At 37.2% G+C, this 23,213-nt stretch carries 21 protein-coding genes; 8 read left to right on the top strand and 13 right to left on the bottom strand.

Annotated features, from left to right (window positions below):
* Positions 1 to 69 precede the first annotated feature (69 nt).
* The gene (locus tag EGI24_RS03590; RefSeq protein ID WP_255046942.1) at positions 70 to 2,046 is read left to right on the top strand and encodes a gliding motility-associated C-terminal domain-containing protein; all 1,977 of its coding nucleotides are present in this window, start codon (positions 70 to 72) and stop codon (positions 2,044 to 2,046) included.
* Positions 2,047 to 2,156: 110 nt separating this feature from the next.
* Here EGI24_RS03590 and EGI24_RS03585 read toward each other — a convergent pair whose 3' ends face one another.
* From EGI24_RS03585 to EGI24_RS03575, 3 genes are all read right to left on the bottom strand, one after another.
* A complete protein-coding gene (locus EGI24_RS03585; protein WP_255046941.1) occupies positions 2,157 to 3,533 on the bottom strand; it encodes a site-specific integrase in 1,377 nt (458 codons plus the stop codon).
* 284 nt (positions 3,534 to 3,817) lie between these two features.
* A complete protein-coding gene (locus tag EGI24_RS03580) occupies positions 3,818 to 4,546 on the bottom strand; it encodes a LytTR family DNA-binding domain-containing protein (protein WP_255046940.1) in 729 nt (242 codons plus the stop codon).
* Positions 4,521 to 6,242: a sensor histidine kinase gene (locus EGI24_RS03575; protein ID WP_255046939.1), complete on the bottom strand. Its 1,722-nt coding sequence runs from the start codon at positions 6,240 to 6,242 to the stop codon at positions 4,521 to 4,523. Before EGI24_RS03575 ends, EGI24_RS03580 begins: the two co-directional genes overlap by 26 nt.
* Positions 6,243 to 6,411: 169 nt before the next feature.
* On the opposite strand from EGI24_RS03575, the gene EGI24_RS03570 reads away from it, so the two are divergent.
* The 3 genes from EGI24_RS03570 to EGI24_RS03560 all read left to right on the top strand — a co-directional run bounded on the left by EGI24_RS03570 (position 6,412) and on the right by EGI24_RS03560 (position 9,110).
* Positions 6,412 to 6,690 carry a LytTR family DNA-binding domain-containing protein gene (locus EGI24_RS03570; RefSeq protein ID WP_255046938.1) on the top strand — a complete coding sequence of 93 codons (279 nt, stop codon included), beginning with the start codon at positions 6,412 to 6,414 and terminating at the stop codon, positions 6,688 to 6,690.
* 184 nt (positions 6,691 to 6,874) lie between these two features.
* Positions 6,875 to 8,239 carry a M20/M25/M40 family metallo-hydrolase gene (locus EGI24_RS03565; protein ID WP_409035466.1) on the top strand — a complete coding sequence of 455 codons (1,365 nt, stop codon included), beginning with the start codon at positions 6,875 to 6,877 and terminating at the stop codon, positions 8,237 to 8,239.
* A 55-nt stretch (positions 8,240 to 8,294) separates the two neighbouring features.
* Complete coding sequence (locus tag EGI24_RS03560; RefSeq protein ID WP_255046937.1) at positions 8,295 to 9,110, top strand: ThuA domain-containing protein; 816 nt, start codon at positions 8,295 to 8,297, stop codon at positions 9,108 to 9,110.
* A gap of 197 nt (positions 9,111 to 9,307) precedes the next feature.
* Here the strand turns inward: EGI24_RS03560 and pckA are convergent, their stop codons facing one another.
* Complete coding sequence (pckA, locus tag EGI24_RS03555; RefSeq protein ID WP_255046936.1) at positions 9,308 to 10,897, bottom strand: phosphoenolpyruvate carboxykinase (ATP); 1,590 nt, start codon at positions 10,895 to 10,897, stop codon at positions 9,308 to 9,310.
* A gap of 297 nt (positions 10,898 to 11,194) precedes the next feature.
* Here pckA and EGI24_RS03550 point away from each other — a divergent pair, with 297 nt between their 5' ends.
* Both EGI24_RS03550 and EGI24_RS03545 read left to right on the top strand, forming a co-directional pair.
* Positions 11,195 to 12,679, top strand: coding sequence for a GH3 auxin-responsive promoter family protein (locus EGI24_RS03550; protein ID WP_255046935.1), 1,485 nt, complete (start codon positions 11,195 to 11,197; stop codon positions 12,677 to 12,679).
* A gap of 3 nt (positions 12,680 to 12,682) precedes the next feature.
* Positions 12,683 to 14,062, top strand: coding sequence for a hypothetical protein (locus tag EGI24_RS03545; RefSeq protein ID WP_255046934.1), 1,380 nt, complete (start codon positions 12,683 to 12,685; stop codon positions 14,060 to 14,062).
* A 126-nt stretch (positions 14,063 to 14,188) separates the two neighbouring features.
* Here EGI24_RS03545 and EGI24_RS03540 read toward each other — a convergent pair whose 3' ends face one another.
* The 5 genes from EGI24_RS03540 to EGI24_RS03520 all read right to left on the bottom strand — a co-directional run bounded on the left by EGI24_RS03540 (position 14,189) and on the right by EGI24_RS03520 (position 18,193).
* Complete coding sequence (locus tag EGI24_RS03540; RefSeq protein ID WP_255046933.1) at positions 14,189 to 15,184, bottom strand: alcohol dehydrogenase catalytic domain-containing protein; 996 nt, start codon at positions 15,182 to 15,184, stop codon at positions 14,189 to 14,191.
* Between the two features lie 81 nt (positions 15,185 to 15,265).
* Positions 15,266 to 15,964 (bottom strand): hypothetical protein, encoded by a 699-nt coding sequence (locus EGI24_RS03535; RefSeq protein WP_255046931.1) that lies wholly within the window; start codon positions 15,962 to 15,964, stop codon positions 15,266 to 15,268.
* 160 nt (positions 15,965 to 16,124) lie between these two features.
* Complete coding sequence (locus EGI24_RS03530; protein WP_255046929.1) at positions 16,125 to 16,925, bottom strand: anti-sigma factor domain-containing protein; 801 nt, start codon at positions 16,923 to 16,925, stop codon at positions 16,125 to 16,127.
* Positions 16,922 to 17,455 carry an RNA polymerase sigma factor gene (locus EGI24_RS03525; RefSeq protein ID WP_255046928.1) on the bottom strand — a complete coding sequence of 178 codons (534 nt, stop codon included), beginning with the start codon at positions 17,453 to 17,455 and terminating at the stop codon, positions 16,922 to 16,924. The genes EGI24_RS03530 and EGI24_RS03525 overlap by 4 nt, the downstream gene beginning before the upstream one ends.
* 177 nt (positions 17,456 to 17,632) lie before the next feature.
* Complete coding sequence (locus tag EGI24_RS03520; protein WP_255046927.1) at positions 17,633 to 18,193, bottom strand: fasciclin domain-containing protein; 561 nt, start codon at positions 18,191 to 18,193, stop codon at positions 17,633 to 17,635.
* 119 nt (positions 18,194 to 18,312) lie between these two features.
* Here EGI24_RS03520 and EGI24_RS03515 point away from each other — a divergent pair, with 119 nt between their 5' ends.
* Positions 18,313 to 18,783, top strand: coding sequence for a hypothetical protein (locus EGI24_RS03515; protein ID WP_255046926.1), 471 nt, complete (start codon positions 18,313 to 18,315; stop codon positions 18,781 to 18,783).
* Entirely contained in the window at positions 18,776 to 19,405 is a 630-nt protein-coding gene (locus EGI24_RS03510; RefSeq protein WP_255046924.1) for a hypothetical protein, read from the top strand. The genes EGI24_RS03515 and EGI24_RS03510 overlap by 8 nt, the downstream gene beginning before the upstream one ends.
* Here the strand turns inward: EGI24_RS03510 and purU are convergent.
* The 4 genes from purU to EGI24_RS03490 form a co-directional block, all read right to left on the bottom strand.
* Positions 19,402 to 20,241, bottom strand: coding sequence for a formyltetrahydrofolate deformylase (gene purU, locus EGI24_RS03505; protein ID WP_255046923.1), 840 nt, complete (start codon positions 20,239 to 20,241; stop codon positions 19,402 to 19,404). The two genes, EGI24_RS03510 and purU, sit on opposite strands and share 4 nt — an antisense overlap.
* 125 nt (positions 20,242 to 20,366) lie before the next feature.
* Positions 20,367 to 20,729 carry a four helix bundle protein gene (locus EGI24_RS03500; RefSeq protein ID WP_255046919.1) on the bottom strand — a complete coding sequence of 121 codons (363 nt, stop codon included), beginning with the start codon at positions 20,727 to 20,729 and terminating at the stop codon, positions 20,367 to 20,369.
* Between the two features lie 100 nt (positions 20,730 to 20,829).
* Positions 20,830 to 22,143 (bottom strand): ribosome biogenesis GTPase Der, encoded by a 1,314-nt coding sequence (gene der / locus EGI24_RS03495; RefSeq protein WP_255046918.1) that lies wholly within the window; start codon positions 22,141 to 22,143, stop codon positions 20,830 to 20,832.
* A 173-nt stretch (positions 22,144 to 22,316) separates the two neighbouring features.
* The gene (locus tag EGI24_RS03490; RefSeq protein WP_255046915.1) at positions 22,317 to 23,213 is read right to left on the bottom strand and encodes a DMT family transporter; all 897 of its coding nucleotides are present in this window, start codon (positions 23,211 to 23,213) and stop codon (positions 22,317 to 22,319) included.

Here is a 23,213-nt window from a genome sequence, read left to right as displayed (position 1 = left end):
AAGGAACTAGGATTTGTGCCAAAACTATATATAGATGTTTTTAAATCCAAATTATTTTTCTGAGTCAAAATGAAATTATTATTAAGTGGCACACTTTTATTTTTTATTTTGTTGATTGCTCCCAGCCTACATGCACAGGAAATAGTAGGGGTTAATTTGGTTTGGGGTAAGAAATATATATCTTGGACTAAAAGTAAATTTGTATTTCCTATCAAAGTGGATCTTTATGTTAAGGACTTTCCCTTTCCAGACAATCAGTCTTTTAATATTGTTGCTTACAAAAAATCTAGTGGTAAATTGACTAACCTGGGTTTGACCATAAATAAAATTAAAAGAGCAAAAAGGGTTGAATCCGGTAATTTAAAGTGTTCCGATAGTTTTAAAGTTGAAGTGTTTCATGAAGAATATGAAGAAAAGGAATTCGTTTTTGAAGCATATGATAGTTTTGATCCCCAAGATTATTATTTTGTTCTTGACATTTGTTGCCGACCTAGTGAAATTTCAAATGTTAAAAGTAACTTGAAGCCTTCATTTGCCATAGCTTTTGAAGTTCCTGCTTTTAAAGATGACAACGAATTAAATATTATCCCTTTTTTTAAGAAACAGTTAAACACGTTTTACTATTGCAAAAATAAAGCGTTTACAATCGACTTTAGTGCAGAAGATTTTTTAGATGTCAATGGTACTAAAGATGAACTTCGTTATTCCTTAATTAGGCCACAAGCTGGATACAACAAAGGAGCAACTGATAATAGTCAACTATTCAAATATTATCCCAGTATAAAGTTTCTTGAATGGACATCAGGATTTAGCGATAATAGGCCATTAGGAAAGGGCAACTCTTTATCAATTGATTCAAAAACGGGAATGATTTCGAGCTTGTGTGATCGAACTGGTATGTACACTATTGTAGTAAAAGTTGAACAGTTTAGAAACGGCAAGAGTATGGGAGCAAATCTTAGAGAATTAACCTTTTGGGTGGTCGATTGCCCAGTAGAGACAATTACTAAACCCATTATTAAAATAAATAATGTTGAAGAGGAAAAGTATTTAATGTGCTACAATCTAAAAGTACAATTAGAGGTTGAGAACATTCCTGGATATCTATATGAGTGGAAGAGAAATGGAAACATCATAATCAATCAAACAAGTAATGTTCTTATTACTCCAGATGAAGGGATTTATACGGTTTCTTTAGCAAACAACAAATTATGTTTGACCACTGGTGTTTCAGAACCAGTTGAATTAAAAGCTAAAAACCGTAGACCAGTCGTTGAGAGCAGTTTCAATAATGTTTACGGGTGTGTTGACAAGCCAGCTGTGCTTAAACTAGTAAGTAATGAATTTAATAGGGATGTTTCATGGCAAAAGCTGGGCAATAATGGCTATGTAGTAAAGGCTGAGACATTGACAGTTAAAGAAAATGGTGTATTTATTGCAAAATTTTCGCCCTCTGGATGTCCTAATGACTCTATTTCTGTTTTTACAGGAGTTCTTATTGGCAGCAAATATCCAACGACAGAACCCACAATTAAAGATCTCATAGTTTGTCCTAGAACATTCCATTATTACAATGTAAGTCAGGATTTTGGGGTATATGGTTTGTTTAAATGGTTTAAGGATGAAGAGCTTGTTTGGGATGGACCCGCTGGAATGCCACTTACAATGCCTGGGAAATACACTATTTTTGGTGGAGAAGCAGGTTGTATTAGCAAGGTAGAAGAATTGAATGTAGTTTGGGGTGACAACTGCCCGAAGGATCAGGAAGAGAATCTTTATTTACCTGATGTAGTAACGATTAATGGAGATAATATCAATGAAACCTTAGAGATCTTTAACAAGGAGGCTTTTCCTGATTTGGAGTTATTTTTATACAACAGGCAAGGCCATCTTATTTTTCATAAGACAGGTATGTTCTCAATTTATGAGGACAATACACTTTTGGAGGCACTAAAGAGTATGATTGGCCATCAAGTGGCATATAGAATAAAATACAATAGGGGAACTTTAGCTGATAAGGTCGGGAAGATTTTGATAGTGAGATAATAATAGATGGCGTTATTACACTTTTTGTTTGATTGATTTTATCATTCCCTTATTTATAATAAAATATGATTAAAAAAATGTCAATTTCTGTAAACATGCAGCATATTTCCTTACCTCAACGCCTTCAAATATTCCTTCACCTTCTCTTCTTCAAACGATCCTAAATATGATTCAGTCGTTTGGAGGCTGGCGTGTCCCAAAGATTTTGAGATAAAAGCTATTGGGGCTTCGCTTCTAAGTAATATGGTTGCAAAAGAATGCCTGGCTGTGTAAGTTGTGATATCGTCTTGGATTTCGAGTTTTTTACCAATATTTCTTATGTGTTTGTTCGTTACCTGAATAAGTTGGGTTATAGTTGATTTAATCTTTGTGGCATCCATGCCAATTTGTAGGAATTCAAATAAGTACGAGCCTGATTTTGATTTCCATCTTTCCAAAATATCCAATTGCTGGCTATCTAAATACACCTTTATTGACTTTTGATTCCTTTTATTAGTCCTTTTGGTTTTTTCTCTTACAAAAGTTAAGCTCTTTTCCTTCTTGTCAAAATCCACCTTTCTTAGAAGGCAAATATCTGCAAAATTCATTCCATTACCGAGATATGAAAAGACCCATAAATCATGGCTCCTTTTCTCCATTGTGTTAGAATCCGCCTGAAAGGACAAAATTTTCTGAATATCAGACTTAGATAAGGCTTTCTTGGTATTATTACTTGCTGGGATTTGATATAGTTTTTTACCAAATGGGTAATTACTAGTGATTTTATCCTCCTTCGCCACATTAAAAATTGATCGAAGATGCCTCAAATTAACGCCAACACTGGTAATACTAGCTGGCGTATTAATGCCATCTTTTGTTTGACTTTTCTTCCCACACTTTAACATCCATTTTTCATACTCTTCTAAAAAAGCAACAGAAATATCATCAAATGAAATTTCAATGTTTGCAGATATATTAAATACCGGCAAATTGAGTTCATATCTTGTATGTTTAGTCATATCTACTAAAAATCGTTTAATAGAATTTGCAGCAGATTGATATGCCAAAGCACTTCCAATTCTCTCTTCTTTCTTTAGGGTTCGAATATAATTGTCGAAATATAAAAACACACCAATCTCATTAGATGCAGTTCTCTTTTTCACACTTTCAAAATTATCAAACCGATATTTGAATTTCTCAAATGTAAAATCATTTCCCAACTCCGATATTATAGTCTTTGACCGAAGTAGATAACCCTCTTGTTCAATATTATTAAAAATAGATTTACCATAAAGTAATTTATGCAAGTAAATAAGTTCTTCATTCTTTACTTTACCACTCAAACCATCCTCAGTAACATAGGTTTGAAACTTTTTAAAATCATCCTCTTTAATTTTCACCCCAGTAGAATACATTCTTTGGATTCTATTGTGAATGACCAATATTTTAATGATTCCAAACCCATCCATATTCCTTCTTGAATCCAAATAAATTTTTGAGGTAGCCATAATTTTATTTACTGATTTCTTAAAATGTGCAAAACAATGTGCAAAACAAAAGTAGTAAATAATCAAATGATTAAAAAATAGTAAGAGATAAAATAATACATAAAATATTAATTATTAATGCTTTATGATAAATATTAATAAGTATCGAAAAGTATTAAAAAACTAAAATTTCTGACTGTTAATCAGAGGGTCGCTGGTTCGAGCCCAGCTTCGGGAGCATTTTTAAAAAAGCAATCAGTAATGGTTGCTTTTTTTGTGTCTTTTTTTTCAATATCTACTCTGACTCAGGTCCTCACATTTGGCAAAAGTTCCAGAATTTCCTTTTTAATGCCTTTGGCCAAAGTGAATTTAAGCTCGTGACTGCTCAGATAAAGCTGATCTTTTTCTATTTTTTCTACAAAGTTCAAGTTGACGATATTGGAACGATTGAGTTTGAACAAATCCGGATAATCTAAACCTTCTAAGAGTTTTTTCATGTTCATGGAAAGGGTGTGGTAGTGGATTTCCGTTGCAATATAAATATCCGAATAAGAACCATTGCCCTTAATGGCCACAATGTCTGCTTTTTTTACTTTTTGGTGAGATTTATTGATTGGCAGCAATACAACCTCTTGATATTTAACATTTTCTGTTCCATTATTTTCCTTAGCCCCAATCATCAGTTTCGATTTAAACACCAACTCGGGCGTTCTCACGGCTTTCATCATGTAGTTACAGTTGCCCAAGCTATTCATTTTTTCAAGCATGGTTTCGTTGGTGTCAGCCGTAATAAACATAATGGGTACGGTAGAAGTTTTTCTCACCATATCGGCAAAATCCAAGCCGTTTAAATGGTCATGTTTAAGTGTAATATCGAGCAAAAGAAGATCAAAAGCCATCGTTTCAAATGCAGCTTTGGCTTTCGAAACCTTGTCGGCAATGACTGGCACCTCAAAGCCAGCATCCATTAGTGCTTCTTTGAACTCCATGGCGGTAATCAACTCATCTTCAACTATTAAGACTCTTGGCTTCATGATAAATGCATTTTAATTTAAACTTAAGGCCGTTTTCGTAAGCAAAACTATAATCTCCTGCCAATTCACTCGACTTTAGACGTATAAGGCTAAGCCCGAAAGACTGCGATGTAGTATAAAATTCCTTCTCGAAAATTAACAAATTTGCGTTAGAACCGTTGTCTTTGTATTCAAAATATAACTCGCCGTTTTTGATAAAAAAAGACACGGAAACTTTCGGCTGGAGATTTTCAAAACCAAAAGCATACTTGAAACTATTCGTAAGTAATTCATTAAAAATTATTCCCAAATGAATGGCTAAATCTGGGTCAATTAATGCGTTTTCGACCGAAAAAAACCTTTCAACGGGTTTGTTGAAAATCACCTCTGTTTTGTTTAATATTTGTTCAAAATAATCGCCGAGCTTGATTTTGACCGAATCGTTTGACTCATAAAAAAGCTGTTGTAAAACACTCATTACAGATATTCTGCCCTGCATTTCTTCCAAAGAATCCTGTATTTCTTTGTTTTTGAGGCGGTTTTTTTGAAGGCCAATCAGACTTGAAATTACCTGCAAGTTGTTCTTGACGCGGTGACTTTGTTCTTTTATGAGTAATTCGTTTTTGTGGCTAATGTTAAGGTATTTTTGAGCCAATTTTTGATTTTTGCTGTTTTGAAAAAACAATAGAACCAACAACATTAGAAACATAAAGCCAACCACTATCAAAATATTCAAGAGCCTTTTGTTAGACTGCAACAATTGAGATTGGAGCAGGAGTTCTCTTTCCTGACTTTTTCTCAAGGCCGAATCCTCTAAGGAATTAAGCCCCGACTCTAATCTACTCACCTCCGAAGCATGAATTTCATTTTGCAAATTCATATAATCCGCTTGTTTTTCTAAAGCCATTTCCCAGTTTTTTTCTGCTTTATATATTTCCATTTCTGCAAGCAGTCTTTCAAACTTATAGGATGTAAACTGGTCTTTTTTGGTATTATAAACCGTGTTTGAATTATCTCCTATCAATTCCCTCGCTTTTGCAGGCTGCCCAATTCGGGCATAACAGGCTGCCATCATGGCGTTTAAACCAGTTATTAATCGCTCATAATTGTATTTATACATGTATTTTTTCGAAAGCTCAAAAGCCTCCAATGCTGCCTTCGGTTCAGTATCTTTCAATACGTTTCCTTTCATTTTGTATAAAAAAATAAACTCGATTTCCAAGTCATTATTCTTGGCAAATAGGAGCATTTCATCGAATTTACTCAGTATCTCAGCTGGAGGTTTTTTTAGATGTTCGAAGCTTAAACCACATATAAACAAGTAGTTGGATATAATTCCTTTGGGCAAGTCATGGGTTTTGAAAACAGTCATTGCACTATCCGAAAATAATTTCGCTTGCCTGAAGTCTTTTTTAGCCATTTGACACTCCGCAATTCTTTGATAAATCCTACCGTACTCGAAGTATCGCTTCTGTTTTTTGTATAACGGCATGGCTTTTTTTAACCAAGTAATTCCAGAAATTAAGTTCCCAATGCCCGCCTCATATTTGCCCATTTCATAATAACCATCAGCCATTTTTACGGAGTCGTTTTTGGCTATGGCTTCGGTCAAAAGAGAATAAGCGATGGCCTTCTTCTCTTCCTCAAAAGTAGGCTTGGTTTGGGCAATGCCCTTACTGATACACAAACACAGAAATAGGAGAATCTTAAACTTCATAAAGGAAATTATTCCCTGCTAAAATAAAGACAAATCATGTTCAAAGCATTCAAAATCAATATTTTTTCTAAATATCTAATTTCACAAAAAATAAGGGGCATTTCACAAAAAAATATTTTCATCCCTTAATAGAAAACCGTTAATTGCTTTACTGAAAACTTACACTATAATGATTATAAATCTAGACACGAAACTGAAGATAGACACCAGCCTAATCCTGTTTCTAAAATCGCATATCAACTACACGGAGATTAATATTCTTAACAGTAAGAGTTTCATTTGCTCTTATACACTTAAAAAATACGAGAACTTGCTCCAAGAACATAACTTTAAAAGGGTACACCGTACTTACATGGTAAACATGGAGCATGTGGTGGCCATCTCTACTGCAGAAGTTCTACTTTCTAATGGCACAGTTGTGCCGATTTCGAGAAGAAGAAAGATTTAAAACACTAAATCCCTCCGAATTATTTTGTAGTTGAAGTTCTAAACTTCATTGGTCTAACTATTTAAAATAATAAATTAGTGTTCAATTCAATCTACCAGAAACCGACAAAGGTCTACTTCTTCGAAAGTTTTTTGATTTTTTAAGTTATTTTAGCTTTCAAATTAACAAAAAACCAGTGAAAATTATAAAATCCGTTTTCCTCTCAAGTTTATTCATTTTGTCAATTTCAGGTAAAACTTCTGCCCAAGAAATTGTAAAAAGAGACCCCTTAATCTCAGGATTTATTGGGCAAATATCGAGTGATACTTTAAGTGCTTATGTAAAGAAACTCGTGACTTTTGGCACTAGAAGTACCCTCAGCAATACCACAGACCCGAAAACAGGCATTGGTGCTTCCCGAAAATGGGTTTTGGACAAATTCCTTGAATTCTCCAAAAAATCCGATGGGCGTATGACCGCTTATCTCGACAAATGGACGCTTGAGCCAGATGGCCGACGCATAGATGCCAAAATAGAAATGGAAAACGTGATGGCCGTAATAAAAGGTACCGACCCGACCGATAACAGAATTTTTATGGTGAGTGGCCACATAGACAGCCGAGTAACAGATGTAATGAACCGTACTTCAGACGCACCGGGAGCCAACGACGACGGTAGCGGAACAGTCGCTGTAATAGAATTGGCCAGAGTTTTGGCCGCTTCAAAATTTCCTGCAACGGTGATTTTCACGGTTTTCAGTGGCGAAGAGCAAGGACTTTTAGGGGCCAATTATTTGGCCAAAAAAGCCAAATCCGAAAACTGGAATTTGGTGGCTTTGCTGAACAACGACATCATGGGCAGCAACAATTCCAACGAAACCAATATTATTGACAACACCAGAGTCAGGGTTTTTAGTGAAGGAATTCCAGCTTTCGAGACCGACAAAAAAGTAGGTGCCATCAGGCAATTTGGATACGAAAACGATGGCCATTCTCGACAAGTGGCCAGATATGTGAAGGAAATCGGTGAGCGATATGTGGACAACCTAGAAGTGGTGATGATTTACCGAAACGACAGATTTCTCCGTGGCGGCGACCACACGCCGTTTGTAACCGAAGGTTTTGCAGCCGTAAGAATGTCAGAAATGAACGAGAACTTTCTGCACCAACACCAAGACCTAAGAACCGAAAACGGAGTAGAATATGGCGACCTGCATAAATTTATGGACTTTGAATATTTGAGAAAAAATGTAGCAGTAAACTTGGCTACTTTGGCCAATTTAGCCTTCGCCCCTGCCGTACCCGAAGACGTAATGATAGACGTACAAGGCCTCGGCAACGCTACAAACCTGCATTGGTCTGCCCCGAAACAAGGCAAAGCCGCTGGTTACTACGTATTGATGCGTGAAACACACCAGTCGTTTTGGCAAAAGAAATTTTACACCGAAAATCTCGAACTTAAACTCCCCTATTCTAAAGACAATTACATTTTTGCGGTACAAGCCGTAGGTGCCAAAGGCCATGAAAGTTTGCCGGTGTTGCCTAGGGTGAATGCTGCTAGGAGGAATTGAGGGAAGAAAAAAAAACCATTTAATTAAATGAATACTTAAATCTAATATACATCAATTGAAAAAAAGAATTTTTCAATTTTTACTACTAATTTCTATTTTCGTAGAAATTAAAGCTCAAAAACCCATAAGTTTCAAAGCAATCACCTTTTACACAGCAAAAAACGATCAGGCACATATCAGTTTTGTGCATGAGGCTAATCGCTGGTTACCTGAGGTGGCAGCTAAACATAATTTCACTTATGATTCTACTGACAATTGGGCGAACCTGAACGATGATTTTCTTACTAAATATCAGCTGGTTATATTCTTAGACACACGCCCAGAAGATGCGAATCAGAGAAAAGCCTTTCAGAAATATATGGAAAATGGAGGGGCTTGGTTGGGCTTTCATTTTGCGGGTTTTGCACTCAACAACTCCAAGTTTAACCAAGATTGGGACTGGTATCACAATGAATTTCTCGGCTCAGGCCAATATAAAAGTAATACTTGGCGTCCAACTTCGGCCATTCTAAAAATAGAAGACCGAAAACATCCAGTAGCCAAAGGATTGCCCGAAACCTTCAAGTCTTCACCCAACGAATGGTACAGGTGGGAGCATGATTTGCGAAAAAACAAAGACATCAAAGTGTTGATTTCACTAGACCCAAGTAGTTTTCCGCTCGGCACCGGCCCCAAAGCCCACGAAATTTGGCACAGTGGCGACTATCCAGTAGTCTGGACGAATACCAAATACAAAATGCTCTATGTAAACATGGGCCACAACGACATAGACTATGAAAATAAAACGAATAAAGAGTTGTCATTCCAGTTTCAAAATGAAACACAGAATCAGATGATTATCAATGCTTTGAGTTGGTTGGGTAATAAATGATTATTGTGCTTAAAACTTCTCAAAAGGAATTACTCAGAATCACACAGTATTTAAATTTCCACTTTTTACAAAAAAAATTCCGTGGAATTCAGTGATTTTAGTGCGATTAATTATTTGTCCTTCATTATTTAGTAAAATGGGCAAAAAAATAGCATGAAGTTGACTAAAACTCCATGCCATTTCCAAAAAAAAATTTATCAAACTTTAGGCCCAGCAGCAATAATCGCCTCCGAACTACCTTCTTCAAATTTCTTGAAGTTTTCTACAAATAAGCCCGCCAAGTGTTTGGCTTGAGTCTCGTAAGCGGCTTTATCCGCCCAAGTGTTGGATGGAATCAAAAGTTCAGACGGTACTTCTGGGCAAGAAGTTGGTATTTCAAATCCAAATCGGTCGTCTTTTGTAGTCTCCACATTTTCCAAAGCACCACAATGTATGGCATGAATGATGGCTCTCGTGTATTTAAGTTTTATACGGCTACCAACTCCATAAGCACCGCCTATCCAACCTGTATTTACCAACCAAACTTTGGTATTGTGTTTTTTGATTTTTTCGGCCAAAAGTTCAGCATATTTGCTCGGATGCCACACCATAAATGCCGCCCCAAAACAAGCCGAAAATGTGGCTTGAGGCTCTGTTACGCCCATTTCAGTACCGGCAACTTTGGCTGTGTAACCACTTATAAAATGATACATACTCTGTTCTGGACTCAATTTAGACACAGGCGGCAATACGCCATAAGCATCTGCTGTCAAGAAAATTATATGATTCGGATGTCCACCAATACAAGGTATTTGAGCATTTGGAATGTATTCAATCGGATAGGCCGCACGAGTGTTTTCCGTAATGCTCGCATCGGTATAATCTACCTCGGATGTGATAGGATCTAGTACAACATTTTCTAAAACAGTCCCAAATCTAATTGCATTAAAAATCTCAGGCTCTTTTTCGGCAGAGAGGTCAATGGCTTTGGCATAACAACCACCCTCAATGTTAAACACCCCATCGTCAGACCAACAATGTTCGTCATCACCAATCAATTTTCTATCAGGATCGGCCGAAAGCGTAGTTTTACCTGTTCCACTGAGGCCAAAGAAAAGCGAAACGTCGGCGTTGTCACTTCCCATGTTGGCCGAACAGTGCATGCTCATGATGCCTTTTTTTGGCATAATATAATTCATGACGGTGAACACCCCTTTTTTCATTTCGCCAGCATATTCAGTACCGAGAATTACAAATTCTTTTCGCTCGAAACACAAATCCACGCTCGTGCGAGAATTCATGTGTGACGTAAAAGTATTCGCTGGAAATTCACCACCGTTATAGATCACGTAGTCGGGCTTCCCAAAAGTGGCCAACTGTTCCTGGGTAGGTCTGATGAGCATATTGTGCATAAACAATGCATGGTATGGTCGCGTACAAATCACACGTACTTTTATCTGGTATTTTGGATCCCATCCTGCAAAACCATCCACTACATAAATTCTGGTTCTGGTATTAAAATAATCTAAGGCCCGTTGTTTATTGATATCAAAAACGTGTTCATCCATTTTGATATTCACACTACCCCACCAAATATCGTTTACGCTTTCAGGGCGTTCAATAATTCGCTTGTCCTTAGGGCTTCGGCCGGTTTTGGTGCCTGATTTTAGAGCCAATGCACCCGAACTGGTAATTTCGGCCTCTGGTTCATACTTGATGGCTAAAGCATACAATTGTGCTGGAGCAGCATTCCTAATAACTACTTTAGGGTTAATGCCGTATTCGAGTAAATTAAATGTTTCTGTCATGAGAATACTATTTTTTTTGTAAATCTATTTCTAAAAACAATAATATACTATGATGAAATACATTGTTTATAAAAAAAAAAAAATATCGACTATTTGATTGATTTTGAGAACTTTAATCTGATTTTGAATAGAATAATTTTTTAAAATGACGAATTTTCATGGATTAAATATTTTAAAATATATGACCAAATTCATACTATTTTCAATCCACTCATATTAGTACGTTTAATTAGAATTTGACAATAAAAGCCGAAAAATTCATTTCAAAATACTTAGTTTTGTACCAAATAATAATCTATGGGAATTCGGTCTTTTTTTAGTAAACCTCTGGCGGCATTAGCGGCCTACCAAACCAAAAAGTGGTTAAAGAATCCAGAAAAAACGCAAACCAACTGGATGCAAAAACTGGTCAGCGAAGCCCAAAATACGGCTTTCGGTAAAGACCACAGTTTTGGCGAGATAAAGACTTATGAAGATTTCAAAAAAAATGTTCCTGTTAGAGACTACGAAGATCTAAAACCCTACATAGAAAGAGTGGTAAAAGGCGAGCCAGATATCCTATGGAAAGATAAACCACTTTATTTGGCCAAAACCTCCGGAACTACATCAGGTGTAAAATATATTCCAATATCGAAAGAATCGATTAATAACCACATCAACTCCGCAAAAAACGCCATTTTGGCTTATGTTCATGAAACTGGTAAAGCTCAATTCTTGGACAAAAAACTCATTTTTCTTTCGGGAAGTCCAGAATTGGACAAAAAAGCCGGCATTTTCACTGGTCGACTTTCAGGCATATCCAATCACCACGTGCCGGGGTATTTGAGAACCAACCAAATGCCAAGTTACGAGACCAATTGCATTGATGACTGGGAGACCAAACTCGATAAAATAATAGACGAAACCATTGAACAACCCATGGGCTTGATTTCGGGAATTCCGCCATGGGTACAAATGTATTTTGACAGAATAGAAGAACGAACTGGCAAAAAGATCAAAGACGTTTTCCCTAATTTTGAGCTATTTATATATGGCGGAGTAAATTTTGAACCTTACAAGGCAAAATTGTTTGAATCTATTGGCAAAAAAATAGACTCGATAGAGCTTTATCCGGCATCAGAAGGGTTTATAGCTTACCAAGATTCACAAAAAGAACCTGGAATGTTATTATTGCTCGATACAGGCATTTTCTTCGAGTTTATACCTGCCGACGAATATTTTGAAGAAAACCCGACCAGACTGCACATTGGTCAAGTAGAATTGAATAAAAACTATGCGTTGGTCATCAACAGCAACGCTGGTCTTTGGGGTTATTCGATTGGCGATACAGTAAAATTTGTATCCCTTCATCCTCACCGAATAGTAGTTTCAGGAAGAATCAAGCATTTTATTTCCGCATTTGGTGAACATGTAATAGGTGAAGAGGTAGAAAAAGCCATGAAACATGCGTGTAATCTTCACCCTGAAGTAGAGATTATAGAGTTTACGGTTGCACCGATGGTTGCACCGGTTGAAGGCCTCCCCTATCACGAATGGTTAGTAGAGTTTGCCCGTCCTCCACACAATCCTGAGCAGTTTGCGAAAGATTTGGACCAAAAAATGGTAGAACTCAATGTATACTATCAGGATTTGATTGTTGGAAACATCCTGCGTCCTTTGGTAATTAAGCCACTGAAAAACAATGCATTCATAGACTACATGCGTTCGATAGGCAAACTTGGTGGCCAAAACAAGGTGCCAAGATTGGCCAACGACCGCAAGATAGCTGACGTTCTTCAATAAGCTATGAGAGGAGTTCTATTAATACTTCTGAGTTTTCTTGGCTTAAGGTCATTTGGGCAAGAAATTTCTTTGAAAAAAATAGAACTTCAGAAACAGAAAGCTCTCAACTATCTTGAAAATTCTCAAATAAAAACCACAACTGAAAATAAGACATTTGCTGGCGAATGGCCCGCCTACATGCACATGACCAATGCTTTCGTGCTACTCGGGAAATCAGAAAAATATCGAGATTCGAACTGCTTTAATATGACGGGCATATTCAATGCTTTGGCTGAGGCATATTTACAGGATACTGCACAGCTACAAATAAAAAGCATGCTAAAAAATGCTTATCCTGAGCTACTTAGCTATAGAAAAGATTCGCTATTTAATTTCTGGAAATTACTTCCCCCAAACAGAGATTTATCCAGAAAAACCAATAATCCTGAAGGCCTTTTGGTAAGAAGACCAACGCACTATAAACTCAACACGAGGTTTATAAACAACGCAGCCAACGTAGCTTTTGACAATGACGACACCTCTATGGGTAATTTGTCCCTATATTATTATTCAAAAATATTCGGAAAAAATAATGGTCAAAATGTGAGTTATGCAGCTTTTGATAAATATTTGGATAGCAACAGAAAAGCCTACCATTGGCACAATTTCTTGGTAAAAATACCCAGAGAAACCAATGCTTTTTTGACGTGGCAGGGAAAAGAGCGAGAATTTAAACGCTGGAGTTTTTTCAAAGCTGCCATGCACAATTTGGTGTTTTATTTACCTAGTAGTTGTGCTAACCCTAGACCATTCGTTCCTTATATTCCTTGGGGAGCTAATGATATCGACGCCGTAGTAAATGCAAATATTCTGACATACTTGGGTTCTACAAATCAAATAGAAAAATCAAAGGGTAAAACTGGAGCAGAAAAACTAATCTATTACCAAATAAATCGTGGACGGTGGAGCCGAGCGGGTATGTATTACCCCAACAAATACCATTTTCATTATGCCGTGAGCAGAAGTATGCTTGCCGGAAAAGATAAATTAACTGCAAATGGACAAGTAATTCTGTCACATTTGATAAATACACAATTCCCAGATGGACACTTTGAGAGCCGTAGAAAAGTAAATAAAAAAGATATTCTGCAATCGACCGTTTATGGTCTTACGAGCCTACTAAACCTCAAAGAACTTGGCTATAATGTGCCAAAAGACCGAATTGACCTAACGATGAGCTATTTGTTAAAACACCAAAATGAAGACGGGTCATGGAATGGCGGCGTCTTTTTTTCAGGAGGAACAGTCGTGAGGAATGTATTACACTTTAAATCAGAGGCTTACACTACGGCTTTGATGGTTTTGGCCATGAATAAGTGGGCTCACTTCGACTCCGCTCAGTGACCTCTAATGTCAAGGTGAACTTGTCGAAGCTACGTTCCAATTGGTGGTCAGGATTTACAATAATACTCCACGTCCCTTCGACAAGCTTAGGGAGACACTTCTGCACGCTCCAGAAGACAATTCAGGTCACTGAGCGAAGCCGAAGTGACAATCAATCAAAACCTTCCCCGCTGACATCCCTTTTACGTAAGTTTCTAAGCCCGAATTTAATTCTGACAATTTGACTTTTTTCTGAATCTGAGTTTCAAAGCCTTTAGAGAGCATTTTTTGAATTTTTCGGACGTCCAATATTACCTCCAAGATGGACTTTTTCTGGGCTTCTTTGCTCAGCCAGTAGCCTTCAACCGTGTTTTGCTTAAACAAAATATTTTGTGGTGAAAAATCACTAGGATTTTGATCAAGTCTACCGTAAATCACCATTCTGGTATTGTCTGGCAGTGCATTTAATATTTGATAAGGAACAGAGCCTCCACCAACGGCATCAAAAAATATTACTTTTTTGAATGGTTTCGCTGCCGCATTTAGTTCTTTCAGAAATTCTGCATTTTCAGTACAAAAAACCTTAGAAAAACCCTTTTTCAAAGTTTCTTCTTTGAGATTTTCTTTTCTTATTAAGCCAAAAACTGGGATATCTATTTCATTTACAAAATGCGTAACCATTTGTCCCAAAGCACTTCCAGCTGCGGAAAACACGATGAGGTCTGCGTTCATTTTCTTAGCCTTTTTAGAAAAAGATAGTGCCGTGAGCGGATTTACAAAAAGCATGGAACCCTGCTCCAAACTGACTTTTTTGCTCAAATCCATACATTTGTTGGCATCGGTAAGCATATATTCTGCCCAAGTGCCATTTCCTGCGTTTGGAGCGGTGCAAGCTACGTTTTTGTTCAAAAGTCTATTGGCCATAAATCCTCCTCCTGATTCCACCACGACCCCGCTTCCTTCTAAGCCTGGCACTACTGGGAATGGTTTTTTCAGTCCATAATTGCCCGTCAAAAATGCCAAATCAGATGGATTGATGGGTGCAAAGGCCATTTTGACCAATACTTGACCTTTAGCGGGTACTGGCTTAGGTAACTCGGCTAATTCCCAATCGTTGGGACCTTTTAATAAGATGGCTTTCATATTTTTGATGATTTGTTGAGCAATTTACAACAAAAAAAGCAGCCATAAACGACTGCTTTTCTATAATTGCTTATTTATAATTTATTTTACTTCAAACAAAACATCCTCCAAACCAGAATTCACTTTAATATCAGTGGCTTTCAATTCAAATGCCATCATACCCATGTCTTGTTTAAGTGAATGCGGAAATTTAACAGCTCCAACTTGCTTATAATCAGCATAGTCTATCGTAATTTTCATTTTTCCCATAGGAGATTCCACCTCATTTATTTGACGTTTTTTATAGCCAGAAATCACTTCATAAAATTCCTCAGCTTCTCCAGCAGCATTCAAAACTTTCAATTTATGACATTCAATTCCATCTATAGTCTCTTTCCCTACATAAGTCAATTTACCCAAATCAGTCAGGTAAACTACTTCTCCTATAATATTGGATTGTGCCTCCAAAGCCTTAGCTCCGTCTCCCTCAATGATTTGATCTTGACCCATTTGTGTCATTTTGCCCTTAACGCCGTCAAAAACAGTATTGTTTACTTCACCCATTCCGTCGACTTTCACAATTGTCAAAAACTTATTTGGCATTTTCTTTCTCACCACCATACTCATGGCCTGTCCTTGAACTTCAGCTGTCAAATCCATGGAAAAGTCTTTGATTCCATCAATAGCAGCTTTTCCACCGATAGATTGTAAATATTTATCAATAACCATTTTCGGTGTAGTTTCTTGAGCTTTGGTAGCTATCGAAAACACCAAAAGTAAAGGCAAAACTAGGTTTTTCATTTATTCAAAATTTTAATTTTGACAAAGCAATGACAAATTTCCTCGACCTCCAAAAAATATTATATAAACAGTGATATTGGAACGTTAAAAGGCAATCTGAATATGCAGAAAAACACCACTGTCCGCCGACAATGGTGTTAAGGGCTCTCACACTTTTCCTCTAAACGTTCCCAATCACATACATTTCCTCTAATGTAGGTGTAGGACTTCCCCCTTGTTTTTCGAGCGTTATCGCAAACGCTGCTATATTGCCTTTGGGTACTTTCATGGCCAATATTTTATTTTCAAAATCTAAATCTATCACGCCCATATCCATCGGTTTACCATCTACAATTCCCCATACTTGGTATTGTTTACCTTTTGGTGCTGCTGGGAGATTTTCTACCATGAGTTTCATTTCCTCGGCTTCCTTGTTCCAGAATACCATTACTTTACTATCAGGCGATTTTTCAACACCTTTTAGTTCCATAGGCACGCTATTGTTGTCTTTATACAAAGCCAAAACACTTTCTGTCATAGCATTTTTAGACACCTCTTGGCCCATTTTAGCCTTTGTCTCGGCCAATTCATAGGACATTTTCTGAGAGTTTTGGTAAGTCCAGCCTAATAATAATCCGAATACAACTGATGCTGCTACAGCTATTTTAGACCACATCGGTATTACCTTAACTTCTCTTTCTAATACTTCCTCTTCTATTTTACTTTCCAAAAGACTATTACTTACTTTAACTTCTTCTCCGAAGTTCATTTGAGCAAAAATCTTGGATTTAAGCTGAGCAGATGGCTTTACCTCATGCATTTTAGCATAAGTTTCCATCGTTTCCTCTATCGCCGTTAGTTCTGTTTTTATCTCTGGGTATATTTTCGATAAACACTCCACTTCTTGTTTCTCCTGGGGCGTAACCGAGCCAAGCACGTATGCTTCCAATATACCGGATGCTATATATTCGCTGGTATTCATATCTTAAAAATCGTTTTTAGGTCCTGAAGAGCTGTCCTTATCCTAGATTTGGCCGTTCCGAGCGGTATCTGTAAAATATCCGCCGCCTCTTCCTGTGTATAACCTTGAAAATAAACCATATCTATCAACACTTTCCTATCTGTCTTTAGTTTATCTGTAAGTCCTTTTATATCGAAAAGCGACATTTCTGGCTGAAAACTAGCCTTTCTGTCTACTGCTCCGATAGATTCCTCAATGTCTTCAAGCCAAATGTTTTTGTCCTTCCGGAACTGATCAATGGCTGTGTTGCGGGCTATGTTTACCATCCAGGTAAACAGTCGTCCTTTTGATGGGTCGTAGTCGCCAATTTTCCGCCAGATTTTCAGGAATGCATCTTGCAGGATATCTTCTGATTTTTCTGTGTCTTTGATTATTTTAGTGATAACTCCCATTAAACTTCCCGAGTAATTATCATACAAATATTCAAAGGCCTTCTGGCTATTTTGTTTGAGCGACCTCACCAATTCTTCTTCTGAGATTTGCGTTGTCAAAATAAAATTTGTTTAGAGGTTTTTTAAAAATAATTCAAAAATCAATACCAAAATACATATTGGAGGAATACTTTGATATCGGGGAATTTCTCGCCTTACCCTAAATCCCTCTCCAAAAGAGAGGGACTTTAACGGGCTCAGTTTTAATTTTCAATAATTTGTGCAAAAAATCAAATATTACATCGGTAACAATACCGTGTCTAAAGTATGTATCACGCCGTTGGACTGATACACGTTATAGATAGCAATATTGGCTACTCCACCTTTTTCGTCGGTTATAGAAATGTTCATGTCTCCGTTCATTTTGGCTATCAATGTACCGCCAGAAAGCGTCTTCAACTTGGTCATTCCCTTTCCTTTTTCAATTAATTTCATCAGCTCTTTGGCATCAAACTTACCCGCCACTACGTGATATGTTAAAACCTTTGCCAAAGTACTTTTGTTTTCTGGCTTTAGCAGGGTTTCTACGGTTCCTGCAGGTAGCTTGTCAAAAGCCGAATTAACTGGTGCAAAAACTGTAAACGGACCCGCTCCCATCAAAGCATCTACCAATCCAGCTGCTTTTACTGCCGCCACAAGTGTAGTGTGATCTTTAGAATTCACTGCGTTTTCAACGATGTTTTTCTTCGGATACATAGCTTCACCACCTACTGTAACAGTTCCGTCCTGTGCAAAAGTTGAAGTTCCGATTAATGCAAAGCCAACTGCTAATCCCAAAGTTTTAAGTAATTTTTTCATTGTTTGTTCTTTTTTAAATTTGTTTGAATTAATTACGCCTTCCTTTAATATTTGGATTGAAATACCCAAAACTTTTTTTATTATTGTTAGTTTTTAAATGAAATAAAACATTCAAAATCATGGCAAAGGCAAGTATAGAAGTAATAGAAGCTTTGAGAACAACAGCAAATAATATAGAAAATGGCTCTCCTTACATGTGGGGACACATGGGTTCGTGTAATTGCGGAAATCTAGCTCAAGTAGTTACGCAAAGAACTAAAGCGGAAATACACGCCTACGCCATGCAAGGCCACGGTGACTGGAACGAGCAGGTTAATCATTACTGCGGTCAAACACAAATGCCGATAGACTTAATCATTTTCGAATTGCTGACTTTTGGTTTTACAACAGAAGACCTCAAACATTTAGAAAAACTGTCGGACCCAGAGGTTTTGAATGGGTTGGGCGATAAAAAACATGGATTAAGTCACAATCGCAAAGACGATGTGGTCGTTTATTTGAAAGAATGGGCTAGAATGTTGGAAAATCAGATGATTGAAAACATAAAACTACCTACTTTTGAAGTACTTTATAACCAAACGTATGTATAAAATCCTTTTGTTTTTGTTTTTGAGCCTAAATTTGGCCGCTCAGATAATACCACCTGCTGAACCAATAGAAGAAGAAGAACCTAAAGAGGAGCAAGAAGAAAAACCTGTTCTTTTTGAAGAGCCCAAACCAGCTTGGAAACAAAGAATGCATTATGGCGGGAACGTTTGGGTGCAGTTTTGGGGTGCATTGTACGCCGATGTTTCACCGATGGCTGGTTATGATGTTACTGACAAAGGAACAATAGTGGGTTTGGGGGCGTCATTTATTTATCAAGGTTCAAGTGTATATGGTCAAAAAAATAACAACATAGCTGTTGGTGGAAGAGCATTTGTAAGACAGAAAGTATGGCGGCCAATATTTGCCCAGGCTGAATATGAACTTATGAATGCTCCAAATACCGAAACCAACTTTTACAATTGGGAAGTAGATGGCCCTTCAAGGAAATGGGGCGGCTCACCGCTTGTTGGAATAGGTTTCTACCAAGGCCGTGGAGCAGAACAGCGTGGAAGCTTTATCTCTGTTATGTACAACATGGGAGCACCGAGTTTTGGCTATAGAAGCATGCAAACATTTGGAGGAAGTGGCTCTCCTTTCGTGATTCGGATTGGGTATTTCTTTTAAAGAATCACCGTCCGATTGCCAAAAATGAAAACTCGATCATCCAAAACGAGTTTAAGGGCTTTAATCAGCACCATTTTTTCTACATCCCGGCCATCACGGGCCATGTCAGCCGCAGAGTAGCGGTGATCCACTTCACGGGTATCTTGGGCAATAATGGGACCTTCGTCTAAGTGATTATTTACAAAATGTGCCGTAGCTCCAATTATTTTTACTCCCCGCTCAAAAGCTTGTTTGTAAGGATTGGCACCTATAAATGCGGGCAAAAAAGAATGATGAATATTAACAATCTTATTCGAATATTTGGAGACAAAATCTGGAGAAAGAATCCGCATATATTTAGCTAATACCAAAAGCTCTGGATCATAAATGTCTAATGTCTTTAAAACCTCAGCTTCATGTTCTTCACGGGTTTTATCTTCAGCCGAAACGTAATGAAACGGAATACCAAACTTACTTACAAATGGCTGCAAAGTGTTATAATTGCTCACAACAGCCAACACATTGGCATTGAGTTCTTCAAAAGCATAACGTATCAGAATCTCGGATAAACAGTGGTGTTCCTTGGTACAAAGCAACACAATATCTTTTTTCTTCTGTGTATTTAGTCTGAACTGTACTTCCTCACTTGGCACTTTAACCCGCAAATCCACCAATACTTTCTGGGTGTCAAAATCGTCGGCACTCACAAACTCTGTTCGCATAAAAAACCAGCCATTCGGACTTACGTATTCGTCTTGTCTGAGAATGTTGCATTCGTTGTTAAAAAGAACACTTGTCACATGAAATATAAGCCCCTTCGCGTCAGGACCTTCCATAAGTAAGGTGTGTTTTGCCATTTTGATTAACGATTGGTTCGATTAACGATTTTAGATTGATTCGATTTTAGATTTACGATTACTTTGATTCATGATTTTAGATTACTCCGATTTACGTTTATGATTAGTGCGATTTAATAAATCTTTTATTTAGGTGTTTGCTTCTTTCTTAGAGTATTGATTGATGAAACAACCATTGATACTATCTCATTGGTTTCTTTCTTGAGCCAAGTAAGCTTTTCAGAATTCAAACTTAAAGACTCCTCAATCAATTCCAACCAATAGATTGTTTCATCTCCCTCTTCTTCTACTATTTTCAATTTGTTTATCATATCCGCAGTGGATTTAGCTCTACAAGCTGCTCTATAATTTGCACCTACTGAAGACGAAGACCGAATTAGTTGATTGCCATAAATCCTTATACTCGGCTTTTGTGGCAAATCATCCACAAACTTTCCACACTCGAGAGCAAGCTTTTTAGTTCTAGCTTTAAATATTTCGGCATTCATACTATTTCAATCATAAACGATAAGCAATATTTAATCAATCGAAACTCGAGTAAATCAAAAAAATCGTAAATCGAATCAATCGCAAATCGATTTAATCAACTTATTTTTTCCGGAAAAACGTCGTAATCACCACACCTTCAAAACCAAAGTGTTCTCTGATTTTGTTCTGCAAAAATCTTTGGTAAGACTCCATCACATACTGGGGCAAATTACAGAAGAACACAAAAGTCGGAGAAGGTGTAGGCACCTGAACGATATACTTGATTCTAACCATTTTGCCTTTCATAGATGGTGGCGGATAATTCTCTATAATCGGTAGAAGAACATCATTCAATTTCGAGGTCGAAATTTGAGATTTTCTTACATCATACACTTCCATGGCCTTTTCTATCACTTGGAAAATTCGTTGTTTTTCCAAAGCCGATGCAAAAATGATAGGCATATAATTCATAGGAGCCAATCTTTCCAAAATATCCTTTTTCATGGTATCGGCAGTTTTGGAGTCTTTCTCCAAGGCATCCCACTTGTTTACCATGATTACTATGCCTTTTTTGGCATTGTGAGCTTGTGCTATGATACTTACATCCTGTGATTCCAGACCGAGTGTGGCATCCAGAAGAACAATACACACATCAGAATTATCTAGAGCCTTGATAGACCTCAAAACCGAATAAAACTCAATGTCCTCGTTGACTTTGGCTTTTTTCCTTATTCCTGCTGTGTCCGTCAAGATAAAGTCCTTTCCAAACATCTTGTAGTGCGTATCTATCGCGTCTCTTGTTGTACCTGCAATGTCTGTAACTATACTTCTTTCTTTACCTAAAAGTGCATTCAAAAACGACGATTTCCCCACATTCGGACGACCTAAAATCGAAATTCTTGGTATTCCTTCGTTTGGATTTTCTTCTTGGTCAAATTCTAGGTGCTTCACAACTTCATCCAGCAATTCTCCAGTTCCCGAACCGTCAGCGGCTGAAATTGGGTAAACTTCGCTTGAAAGACCCATTCCATAAAACTCTGAAGCCACCAAATTGGCTCTTTCAAATGTTTCAGCCTTATTGGCTACTACAAAAATTGGTTTTTTGGATCTACGCAAAACATTTGCGAATTCTTCGTCCAATTCTGTCAATCCTTGCTTGGTATCTACCACAAAAAGTATCACAGTAGCTTCTTCTAAAGCCAATTCCACCTGACTCCTGATGGCTTCTTCGAAAGTATCGTCCGATCCAACTACATACCCTCCTGTGTCAATTACCGTAAAATTCTTTTTTAACCAAAATGCATTCCCATAATGTCTATCACGTGTAACACCAGATTGGTTGTCAGTAATAGCTACCCTTTCCTCTATCAGTCTGTTAAATAAAGTAGATTTACCCACATTTGGCCTACCTACTATTGCAACTATATTCGACATATAACTTATCCCTCTTTTTATATAAATATTTTATTATCAGTCTTTTCGAAAAATCAAAAAGGATGCAAAGATAGAAAAAAAAGACGAATTTGGAAAGAAAATAGAAGAAAGCTATTACTCAAAGGCCACAAAAAAGATACTAAGTTTCACAAAATAACCAAGTGAGATTTGCCCTATTTCCCAAAAATTTCTTGCCAAGAAATCATCAGAATGGCGATAACGGCTAAGAAAAGTCCTAGTTTGTTAAGAATTGAGACTTTTTCCCTAAAAAACAAAATGGCAATAAATGCAGAAACCAAAATAACGCCCATGTTGTAGATAGGATACACAAATGCTCCACTATTACCGAAATATCCGAGGGTCAGAATCAAAAAGTAAAAAGATAAAAAATTGGGAACACCTAAGGTAAATGCAGCCAAAATATTCTTTAACTCCAGCTTTTCTGAACCATTTAAAATCTTGATAATCAATAAAATAACTCCTGAAATCGCTGCTCCCAGTACCATAACCAAAGTTACTGGAACTACCTTGCTTGCATCGGCTATGTAGGTGATATTCAGATAGTTTATAGCCGTGTTGGTAATGCCATACATCAAAAACACCGCCAAAGCCAATCCCCCTTGTAGCCAGAATTTGGCCTTTATACTAGATTCCGATTTAAAAGTAGCTATAGCAACCGAAACCACTGCCAACAATAGTCCAAGGTAATTTATCCAGTCAAAAGCCTTGCCTCCACTCCCAAAAACCAATAAACTGAACAAAACTGGAATAACCAAAGAAACATTATTGGCCATAGATGTAATGGTCATGCCGATTTTTTGAGTAGCCAAGCCACTCAAAATAAACGTTATAATAAACCCAACGCCTAATGCGAGGCTATACCAAGTCCAATTTTGTGATAAATCTAAACGGAAACTTTGACCATCAGGCATGAGTAACAATCCTGTAATAAAACAAACCGGGTAATTGAAAGCAATGGCCTGAAAAGTACTTATATTGAACTTTGGGAAAATCCTAAAGTTTACCAACAAAAGAACTGAAAATAAAATACTTAGAACTAAATAGAGCAT

Source organism: Lacihabitans sp. CS3-21 (assembly GCF_024343675.1).
Lineage (GTDB): Bacteria > Bacteroidota > Bacteroidia > Cytophagales > Spirosomataceae > Leadbetterella.
The sequence above is the reverse complement of the archived record's forward strand: the minus strand, read 5'-3'. Positions and strand labels throughout refer to the sequence as shown.

What these genes read in the sequence shown, in the direction of transcription:
- EGI24_RS03585 (WP_255046941.1), bottom strand. Translation starts at nt 3,533, where the DNA reads ATGGCTACCTCAAAAATTTATTTGGATTCAAGAAGGAATATGGATGGG.
- EGI24_RS03540 (WP_255046933.1), bottom strand. Translation starts at nt 15,184, where the DNA reads ATGAAAGCCATCTTATTAAAAGGTCCCAACGATTGGGAATTAGCCGAG.
- EGI24_RS03535 (WP_255046931.1), bottom strand. Translation starts at nt 15,964, where the DNA reads ATGAAAAACCTAGTTTTGCCTTTACTTTTGGTGTTTTCGATAGCTACC.
- EGI24_RS03520 (WP_255046927.1), bottom strand. Translation starts at nt 18,193, where the DNA reads ATGAAAAAATTACTTAAAACTTTGGGATTAGCAGTTGGCTTTGCATTA.
- EGI24_RS03590 (WP_255046942.1), top strand. Translation starts at nt 70, where the DNA reads ATGAAATTATTATTAAGTGGCACACTTTTATTTTTTATTTTGTTGATT.
- EGI24_RS03575 (WP_255046939.1), bottom strand. Translation starts at nt 6,242, where the DNA reads ATGAAGTTTAAGATTCTCCTATTTCTGTGTTTGTGTATCAGTAAGGGC.
- der (WP_255046918.1), bottom strand. Translation starts at nt 22,143, where the DNA reads ATGTCGAATATAGTTGCAATAGTAGGTAGGCCAAATGTGGGTAAATCT.
- purU (WP_255046923.1), bottom strand. Translation starts at nt 20,241, where the DNA reads ATGGCAAAACACACCTTACTTATGGAAGGTCCTGACGCGAAGGGGCTT.
- pckA (WP_255046936.1), bottom strand. Translation starts at nt 10,897, where the DNA reads ATGACAGAAACATTTAATTTACTCGAATACGGCATTAACCCTAAAGTA.
- EGI24_RS03530 (WP_255046929.1), bottom strand. Translation starts at nt 16,925, where the DNA reads ATGAATACCAGCGAATATATAGCATCCGGTATATTGGAAGCATACGTG.
- EGI24_RS03550 (WP_255046935.1), top strand. Translation starts at nt 11,195, where the DNA reads ATGGGAATTCGGTCTTTTTTTAGTAAACCTCTGGCGGCATTAGCGGCC.
- EGI24_RS03515 (WP_255046926.1), top strand. Translation starts at nt 18,313, where the DNA reads ATGGCAAAGGCAAGTATAGAAGTAATAGAAGCTTTGAGAACAACAGCA.
- EGI24_RS03510 (WP_255046924.1), top strand. Translation starts at nt 18,776, where the DNA reads ATGTATAAAATCCTTTTGTTTTTGTTTTTGAGCCTAAATTTGGCCGCT.
- EGI24_RS03570 (WP_255046938.1), top strand. Translation starts at nt 6,412, where the DNA reads ATGATTATAAATCTAGACACGAAACTGAAGATAGACACCAGCCTAATC.
- EGI24_RS03545 (WP_255046934.1), top strand. Translation starts at nt 12,683, where the DNA reads ATGAGAGGAGTTCTATTAATACTTCTGAGTTTTCTTGGCTTAAGGTCA.
- EGI24_RS03490 (WP_255046915.1), bottom strand. Translation starts at nt 23,213, where the DNA reads ATGCTCTATTTAGTTCTAAGTATTTTATTTTCAGTTCTTTTGTTGGTA.
- EGI24_RS03500 (WP_255046919.1), bottom strand. Translation starts at nt 20,729, where the DNA reads ATGAATGCCGAAATATTTAAAGCTAGAACTAAAAAGCTTGCTCTCGAG.
- EGI24_RS03580 (WP_255046940.1), bottom strand. Translation starts at nt 4,546, where the DNA reads ATGAAGCCAAGAGTCTTAATAGTTGAAGATGAGTTGATTACCGCCATG.